Genomic DNA, 8,436 nt, shown 5'->3' on the forward strand with positions numbered 1-8,436 from the left:
GCCGAACCGGTTAGGGCTGGGGGGTGTCCGTGGGGCGGCGGAGGAACCAGTGGCGGGCGGAGGCGAGCCACCAGGTGGTGGCGAAGCCGAGGACGACGAGGACGGCGACGGGGGCGTAGTTGAAGGTCTTCCAGGTGATGGGAGAGACCTGGGGGAGCATGAAGAGGACGGTGATCAGGACGACCCAGGCGACGGCGACGACGCCGATGGGGCGGGACCAGCGGCCGAGGTGCCAGGGGCCGGGCTCGAAGGCGGGGCCTTTGCGGAGGCGGAGCAGGGTGGGAATGACGTAGGCGATGTAGAGGCCGATGACGGCGATCGAGGTGACGGCGGCGTAGGCGGTGGCGTTGATGAGGTACGGCAGGCCGAGGCAGAGCGCGCCGGCCGCGGCGAGCCAGACGGCGGCGACGGGGGTACGGGTGCGCGGGCTGACGGTGCGCCAGACGCGCGAGTAGGGCAGCGCGCCGTCGCGTGAAAAGGCGTAGATCATACGGCTGTTGGCGGTCACGGACGCCATGCCGCAGAAGAGCTGGGCGCCGATGACGACGAGCAGCAGGAGTTTGCCGCTGGTCGCGCCGAGCGCGTCGAGCAGGATCTGCGCGGGCGGCGCCCCGGTCGGCGAGCCCAACTCGGCGTCGTACGACTGGATCGCGAAGGTGAAGCCGAGCAGCAGCACGAAGCCCGCGATCCAGGACGTCCAGATGGAACGGACGATGCCGCGCGGACCGGCGGTGGCGGCGTCGTGCGTCTCCTCGGTCATGTGCGCGGAGGCGTCGTACCCGGTGAAGGTGTACTGCGCCATCAGCAGGCCGATCAGCACCACGTAAATGCCGCTGCCGAAGCCGGTGTTGTTCACGTAGTGCGTGAACACGAAGCTCGCCGAACGGTGGTGGTCGGGCACGAAGGCGAGCGCGCCGACGATCAGGCCGACGCCGAGCACGTGCCACCACACGCTGACGTTGTTCAGGACGGCGACGATCCGTACGCCGAAGGTGTTGAGCAGGCCGTGCAGGAGCAGGATCGCGGCGTAGAGCAGGATCGTCCGGCCGGGGCTGACACGGAAGTCGAACTGGAGGTTCAGATACGCGCCCAGGAACGACGCCGCGCCGAAGTCGATGCCCGCGGTGACGGCGACCTGGCCGAGGACGTTGAACCAGCCGGTGAACCACGCCCACGCGGCGGCGCTGCGCTCCGGGGCCAGCCGGTGCGCCCAGAAGTACAGGCCCGCGGACGTCGGGTACGCCGAACAGATCTCGGCCATCGCCAGCCCGACGACCAGCGTCATCAGACCGACCCCGACCCAGCCCCACGTGATCAGGGCCGGTCCGCCGGTGTTCATCCCGAACAGGTACAGCGTCAGACAGCCGGACAGCACCGAGATGATCGTGAACGAGACCGCGTAGTTCGAGAACGCCGACATCCGGCGCGCCAGATTCTGCGTGTAGCCGAGCTGCGCGAGCCGTTCCTCGTCCGAGACGGAGGAGAAGGAGGAGGCGGCGGCGGCGGCAGAGGCGGCGGCGGACGGGGAAACGGGAGCGGGAGCGGGAGCGGAATCGGGGGATACGGAAGAGGCGGGGAGGGGGACGTCCTCAGGTGTCATGCCCCAGGCTTCCCGCGCCCGGGGCATGACATGCACACGCCCCCAAACGCACCGCCCCCGACTCCCCCTCAGCGCCTCTCAGCCCTTCGGCCCCTCAGAAAAGCCGCCCGTACACGTTCCACCCCGGCCCGACCCGCACCCGCGCGCCGAACTGCCCGTTCGCCGTCGCCGCGTACCGCCACAGCACGCCCGCCGCGTCCCGCGCCAGCAGATCCGCCCGACCGTCCCGGTTCAGGTCACCGGGGCCGACGAGGGCGTTGTACGTGTTCCAGCCCGAGCCGATCCGTACCCGCGCCTTCAGGCCGCCCGCGCCGTCGCCGTCGTACCGCCACAGCACGCCCGACGTGTCCCGCGCGACGACATCGCCGACGCCGTCGCCCGTGAGGTCGCCCGTCCCGACGATCGCCGAGAAGATCCCGAATCCGTGCCCGACCTTGACCCGGGTCCTGAAGGAGCCCGCGCCGTCGTCCGCGTAGAGGTAGAGATCGCCGCCAGGTGTACGCGCGAGCAGGTCGGAGCGGCCGTCGCCGGTCAGATCACCGGGCGAGAGAAGGGAGTTGTAGATGTTCCAGCCGGGTCCGATCAGCTTGGACGGCTGGGACCGCGAGAAGGAGCCCTCGCAACCACCGGGATAGGAACGGAGTTGGCCGTCGCTGGTGCGCACCAGCAGATTGCCGCAGCCGTTGTCGTCCAGGTCGTCGAAGGCGAGATACGTGGCGGTGGTCGGCCAGCCCTGGTCGGCGGTCCGGGGCGACAGCAGGCCGCCGGAACCGTTGCCCACGTACAACCGCAGAACTCCGCCCGAGGTGAGGCCGACGACACCGCCGTCGGCTCCGGAGGTGAGGGCGTGGTGGTTGGGGCTGGAACGGGCGACCCCGAGAATGCCGGACGCCGTGGTGCCGGGGCTCAGGCCGTTGGCCGGGGCGGCGGTCAGCGTCCAGCGATAGGTGCCGTCCGGGGCGTACGCGCCCTTGGCGTTCTTGCCGTCCCAGTGCGCGAAGACCTCCGCGCGAGCCGCCCCGCCGGTGACGGTCGTGAAGAGCGCGCCGGTCGCCGCGTTACGGAAGTCGACCTTCCACCCGGAGGTGGCACCGCTCAGCACCCACCAGCCCTGCCACCGGCTGTTCGCCTGCCGCGGCCGGACCGGCAGATCGACCTGCGACCAGACGGCGTTGAGCGCCGACGGGGCGATTCCCGCCGAAATCAGGTGAGTTGACGCGTCGGGAGCCGTATACGCGATCCCGCCGCGGTACTTGTCCACCGTCCACGAGAGTCCGCGGTCGCCGCCGGGCGCCGCCGGATCGGCGGGCAGCGCGGCCACGACGCGCGTCTTCCCCGCGTCCGACGCGCCCGACCGGACGTCGGTGACGGTGAGTTGGTCACCGGAGTGCCGTACGACGAAGCCGTCGCCGAGCAGGGCGGGCCCCGCGGGTACGGCGACGGACTTCTTCACCGTACGGTCGTACACACCGGCCGGACCGTTCGCGCCGCAGGACCAGTACAACAGGCGTCCCAGCGCCTGCACTTCCTTGATCGCGCAGGGCGCGTCGGTGGTGAGCGAGGGCAGCGCGGCCGGGCCGGACGAGTCGTTGCTCCGCAGATCCGTCTGGGCGAGCTGTCCCTTGGTGCCGGTCGCACTCCACAGGGTGTCGCCCCACAGCGCCGCCGGGACGATCGGCCGCGAGATGACCGCCTTCCGGTATCCGGGCGAGATGACGTACTGGCGGCCGTTGGAGCCACCGTTGTAGAGCGTGAATCTCTCCGACGCGTCCACGATCCGGCCGCCGGTCGAGCCGACCGGGAAACCGTAGAACCCGCCGCCGCTCATGACGTCGACCACGTCGCCGCCGGTATCGGCACCGGCACCGGCACCGGCGCGAATGTAGGCGGTGCCCCGCTCTTCGCTGCCCGCGACCAGGCTGACCGCGCAGTGGCCCGGCGCGCCGCAGGTGGAGATCGGGTCCGGTTCCGAGACGGTGTGCGGGGGCGCGGTGCCGGGCTGCGGGACCGCGCCCGTCCCTTCGTCCTGTACGTAGAAACGCGCTCCGGGGACGGCACCCGTCCCGTCCGGCATGCCCTCCATGAAGCTCAGCCGGCCTCGGGCCAGCGCGAGCCCGTACCGTACCGGCTTCTCCACCTCGTGGTGGAACAGCGTGACGGGAGCGCCCCCGGTCGGCGCGAAACGGTAGGAGTTCCAGTGGTCGGAGTCGGCGCCGCCGCTGACGACCGTGCCGCCGTCCTGCGACCCGGTCGGGGCCGCGGCGTCCGGCAGCGGCTGGGTGACCGGGCCGCCGTCCAGCGGCACCGAGTACAGCGGGTCGGCCCGGCCGTCGTTCCAGACCGAGCCCTTGCGAACGGCGAGCAGCGCGGTGTCGGACAGGGTGACGGTGTACTCGGTGGTGTCGGCGTGCGCCTCGACCGGCAGGGCGACCGTACGGGGCGCGGCCTGCGGGTCGTCCAGGGAGTAGAGCGTCAGAACGCCGGCGCTGTACCAGCCGAAGGAACGCGTGTTGCTGAGCTTGAGGCTGCTCACGGGCGCCTGCATGGTGCGGACGACGGCGCCGGTCGTGAGGTCCAGGACGCTTTGGCTCAGCTGGCCCGCGACCGTGGTGGCGACCACGATGCGCGTCCCGCGCTCGCCGCGCAGCAGCGTGGCCGCGTACTTCGCGCCCGTGGGCAGCCCGGTCAGCGGGCGTTCGGTGAAGGCGGTCGCGTCCCCGGTGACGGTCAGCAGGTGGACGGTCTGCCCGGTGACGGTGTCGCCACCGGCGTCGGTGTCGTCGGTCGTCGTGATCACGGCCCACCCGTCGGGCGTGCCGATCGCGCTGCGGTACGCGTGGCCGGGCGGCAGCGCGAAGTCGACGGCGGTGGCGGTGGCCGGGTCGAGCAGCCGCACGTTCTTGGCGGGGTATCCGCTGACATACCGTTCCGCGCCGCCGGGGAGGAGCACGAGATTCGTCCCCACGCTGCCGAGCGTCCGTGGTGCCCCGGTCCCGTACGGCACCCACTGGTCGACGTCGCCGAACACCCTCAGGTAGCCGGTGGCACCGGACGTGACGACCCATTCGTTGGCGAGCACGGGCTTGTGCACCGGCGGCACCACCACGTCGTACGGCGCCGGTTCCGCCGCGGCGGCCGGCCCCACGCCCGTGAACGGTGCCGCGCCCGCCGCGAGGGCGAGCGATATCGCGACGGCGACGCCGCCGCGGACAAGGGTGCGCCTGGCCACCCGTTCCTCCTGCTGATTCCTGAGGAAGACGCTCGAGGAGAACGCCTGATGAAGCCCGACGTACGGGCGAAGAAGAAGCGCGGCCCAGCGCCGCGGGCCGGGTCTCAGAACAGGGAACTGTACATCTGCCACCCCGTGCCGATCTTCACCCGCCCGCCGAACTGCCCGGTCCCCGTGCCGGAGTAGCGCCACAGCACGCCCGCCGCGTCACGGGCCAACGGCCAGCCGGAGAAGGGCAGTTCCGAGGTCGTCCCGTCGGGCGCCGCCCGCATGACGCTCCGCCGTGTCACCGCGCCACCGCGCTCCGGTCGTCGGTGTGGACCTCGGTGATCACGACGGCGCCGAAGACGCCCTGGTTGTCGTAGTTCCACGGAAATGCCACAACCGCCGCGGTCGTCAGGACCGCTGTGCGTACGAGGGCTCTGTCGGCCACTCGTCCCTCCCCAGGTGTGAATGCTCGCCCCTGCCCCCCGGCAGAGCCGCCCGAGCGTAGCACCGGGCCCCAGCAGCACAAACAGGCCCACCCGTGTGATCACGTCACACCGGGCGGGCCTGTTGTTCAACTGGGGTTCAGACGGCTGAAGTTCAGACGGGGTCAGCCGTTGCGCTTCCAGCGGGGCTTGCGGTCGTAGGAGGAGCCGGCGGCCGGGGCGGCGCCGGGGGCACGGCGGTCGTCACGGTTGCCGTACGAGGGACGGGAGTCGCGGTCGCCGTAGGAGGGGCGGCTGTCGCGGCGGTCGTACGAGGACGACGTGGACGGACGGCTGCTGTCGCGGCGGTCGCGGTTGAAGGGGCGGTCGCGGTCGTCGCGGCTGTTGTACGCGGGACGGCGGTCGTCACGGTTGCCGTACGACGGACGGGAGTCGCGGCGGTCGTCACGGCTGTCCCGGCTGGTGTACGGGGTGGACGGACGGCCACTGCGCTCGCCGTACGAGGGGCGGCTGTCACGACGGTCGTCGCGGTTGCCGTAGGACGAACCCGAGGACGGGCGGTCGTCACGGCTGTTGTACGAGGGGCGGCGCTCGTCACGGTTGCCGTACGAGGGGCGCGAGTCGCGGCGGTCGTCACGATTCCCGTACGACGGACGGTCGTTGCGGTTGCCGTAGGACGGACGGCTGTCACGGCGGTCGTCGCGGTTGCCGTACGAGGGACGGGAGTCGCGACGGTCGTCACGGTTGCCGTAGGACGAACGGTCGTTGCGGCGGTCGAAGTTGCCGCGGTCGTCGCGGCGGTCGTCGCGCTGCTCCGGCACGGGGGCCGGGGCGGCGGCGGCCGACGCGGCGGCCTCGGCGGCGAGTTCGGCGGCCTTGGCGGCCACCGCCTCCTCCGGGTCCTCGCCGCGCTCGCGCGCGGAACGGGCGGTGAGGCGGTCGGCCTCCTCGCGCAGCTCGGTCGCGCGCCGCTGCAACCGCTCCAACTGCTTGGTGACGTCGGCGACTTCGCGCTCCGCCTGAAGAGCGGCGTTCTGTACGGCGTCGGCCTGGACGTCGGTCAGCGAGCGCGCGCCGGTGATCTTGGCGACGTCCTCGTCGAAGACGCCCGCGCCGCCGATGATGTGGCGCGAGGCGTCGACGCCCGCGTCCTCCATCAGCCGGAAGATCTGCTTGCGCTGGTGCGGCAGGGCGAGCGAGACGACCGTGCCGGACTCGCCCGCGCGGGCGGTGCGGCCCGAGCGGTGCAGGTAGTCCTTGTGGTCGGCGGCCGGGTCGACGTTGAGCACCAGGCCGATGCCGTCGACGTGGATGCCGCGGGCGGCGACGTCGGTGGCGACCAGGACGTTGACCTGACCGGCCTTGAAGTCCTCAAGGGTGCGGGTACGGGCGCCCTGGGTCATGCCGCCGTGCAGCGCGTCGGCCCTGACACCGGCCTCGATGAGCTGCTCGGCGACGCGGTCGGCGCCCATCTGGGTGCGGACGAAGATGATCGTGCGGCCCTTGCGGGCGGCGATGGCGGCGGTGACCGGCGCCTTGTCCTTCGGCTTCACGACGAGCACGTGGTGGCTCATGGTGGTGACGGCGCCCTGGGCGGCGTCCACCTCGTGGGTGACCGGGTCGACCAGGTAGCGCCTGACGAGGCTGTCGATCTCGTTCTCCAGCGTCGCGGAGAACAGCAGGCGCTGGCCGCCCGCCGGGATGAGGTCCAGGATCTCGGTGACCTCGGGCAGGAAGCCCATGTCGGCCATCTGGTCGGCCTCGTCGAGGACCGCGATCTGCACCTGGTCGAGCACGGCGGAGCCGCGGTTGATCAGGTCGCGCAGCCGGCCGGGGGTGGCGACGAGGACGTCGACACCGCGGTCCAGCGCGTAGATCTGGTTCTGCATGGACGTGCCGCCGCAGACGACCTTCATCTTCAGGCCGAGGACGTCGCCGTACGGCTGGAGCGCGTCGGCCACCTGCATGGCCAGCTCGCGGGTCGGGGTGAGGATGACGCCGCGGGGGCGCTTGCGCTCGGTGTGGCCGCCGGACAGCAGGGTCAGCAGCGGCAGGCCGAAGGAGAGCGTCTTGCCGGAGCCGGTACGGCCGCGGCCCAGGATGTCCCGGCCCGCCAGCGCGTCCGGGATGGTCGCGGCCTGGATCGGGAAGGGGGTGGTGACGCCGTTCTGCGCGAGCTTGCGGACGATGCCGTCGGCGAGGCCGAGGTCGGCGAAGGTCACGGTGGGCTCGGCGTCGGCGTCGGCGACGGCGATCACGTCGTCGGCCTCGGTGATGTCGGTGATGTCTGCGTTTTCTACGTTCTCTGCGTTCTCTACGTTCTCTACGTTTTCTGCGGTGGTGATGTCCACCACGTCCGCTACGGCGAGGATCTCGTCGTTCTCGGGCATGACGGAACGGTCGGCACTGTCAATGGACATGCTGAAGCTAAACCTCTCGGAGACTTACGGCACGCGCCAGCTCCGTAGGTTGCTTACAACCGCCTCGATGCGGTCAGCCACAGGAGAAAAGGAACGCGCCACGCGGCGCACATCGGATCAGGCGCCAGGCAGTGGGATCAAACGATCTACCAGCATACGCATCTGTCGGCGCCTTTGCCAATCGCCTTCCGGACCGGGCGCTGACCAGCGGCGATGCCGTGACCGTACGGTCAGTGATGCCGGCGGTCGCCGCGGCGCTCGGCCGCCGGGTCGGGCGAACCGGTCGGGTCGGTCGTCGGACTGGTGCTCGGCGGGTCGGTGGTCGGCTGCGCGGTCGGCGCGTCCGTCGTCGGCTGGCCGGTCGGCTGGGAGGCCGTCGGCGACGGCTGGGCGGTCGGCTGCGGCGCCGAGGTGCCGTCGGCGCATCTGTCGGCGCCTTTGCCAATCGCCTTCCGGACCGGGCGCTGACCAGCGGCGATGCCGTGACCGTACGGTCAGTGATGCCGGCGGTCGCCGCGGCGCTCGGCCGCCGGGTCGGGCGAACCGGTCGGGTCGGTCGTCGGACTGGTGCTCGGCGGGTCGGTGGTCGGCTGCGCGGTCGGCGCGTCCGTCGTCGGCTGGCCGGTCGGCTGGGAGGCCGTCGGCGACGGCTGGGCGGTCGGCTGCGGCGCCGAGGTGCCGTCGGAAGCGGTCGGTACGCCGCCGGGTCCGGCCGGGCCGCCGCCCGCGCCGCCCGCTCGGGCCGTCGCGGGGGCC

General features: G+C 71.9%; 6 protein-coding genes and 1 pseudogene. 1 reads left to right on the forward strand and 6 read right to left on the reverse strand.

What is annotated here, in order from left to right:
• Window positions 1–10: 10 nt before the first annotated feature.
• From BGM09_RS23585 to BGM09_RS23605, 5 genes are all read right to left on the reverse strand, one after another.
• Complete coding sequence (locus tag BGM09_RS23585) at window positions 11–1,600, reverse strand: amino acid permease (RefSeq protein ID WP_188283675.1); 1,590 nt, start codon at window positions 1,598–1,600, stop codon at window positions 11–13.
• Window positions 1,601–1,694: 94 nt separating this feature from the next.
• Entirely contained in the window at window positions 1,695–4,829 is a 3,135-nt protein-coding gene (locus tag BGM09_RS23590) for an FG-GAP repeat domain-containing protein (protein ID WP_188283676.1), read from the reverse strand.
• Window positions 4,830–4,933: 104 nt separating this feature from the next.
• Complete coding sequence (locus BGM09_RS23595) at window positions 4,934–5,119, reverse strand: hypothetical protein (RefSeq protein ID WP_188283677.1); 186 nt, start codon at window positions 5,117–5,119, stop codon at window positions 4,934–4,936.
• Window positions 5,116–5,262 (reverse strand): hypothetical protein, encoded by a 147-nt coding sequence (locus BGM09_RS23600; protein ID WP_188283678.1) that lies wholly within the window; start codon window positions 5,260–5,262, stop codon window positions 5,116–5,118. The genes BGM09_RS23595 and BGM09_RS23600 overlap by 4 nt, the downstream gene beginning before the upstream one ends.
• A gap of 162 nt (window positions 5,263–5,424) precedes the next feature.
• The gene (locus BGM09_RS23605; protein WP_188283679.1) at window positions 5,425–7,680 is read right to left on the reverse strand and encodes a DEAD/DEAH box helicase; all 2,256 of its coding nucleotides are present in this window, start codon (window positions 7,678–7,680) and stop codon (window positions 5,425–5,427) included.
• Window positions 7,681–7,983: 303 nt separating this feature from the next.
• Here BGM09_RS23605 and BGM09_RS23610 point away from each other — a divergent pair, with 303 nt between their 5' ends.
• Complete coding sequence (locus tag BGM09_RS23610) at window positions 7,984–8,148, forward strand: hypothetical protein (protein ID WP_188283680.1); 165 nt, start codon at window positions 7,984–7,986, stop codon at window positions 8,146–8,148.
• A 26-nt stretch (window positions 8,149–8,174) separates the two neighbouring features.
• On the opposite strand, the pseudogene BGM09_RS23615 reads toward BGM09_RS23610, so the two are convergent.
• A pseudogene (locus tag BGM09_RS23615) lies at window positions 8,175–8,436 on the reverse strand (hypothetical protein); the annotation flags it as partial.

It is taken from the genome of Streptomyces sp. CBMA29 (assembly GCF_014596445.1).
In the GTDB taxonomy this organism is placed as follows: Bacteria; Actinomycetota; Actinomycetes; order Streptomycetales; family Streptomycetaceae; genus Actinacidiphila.

Excerpts from the sequence above, each read along its gene's own strand:
- BGM09_RS23585 (WP_188283675.1), bottom strand. The coding sequence starts at position 1,600 with ATGACACCTGAGGACGTCCCCCTCCCCGCCTCTTCCGTATCCCCCGAT.
- BGM09_RS23605 (WP_188283679.1), bottom strand. The coding sequence starts at position 7,680 with ATGTCCATTGACAGTGCCGACCGTTCCGTCATGCCCGAGAACGACGAG.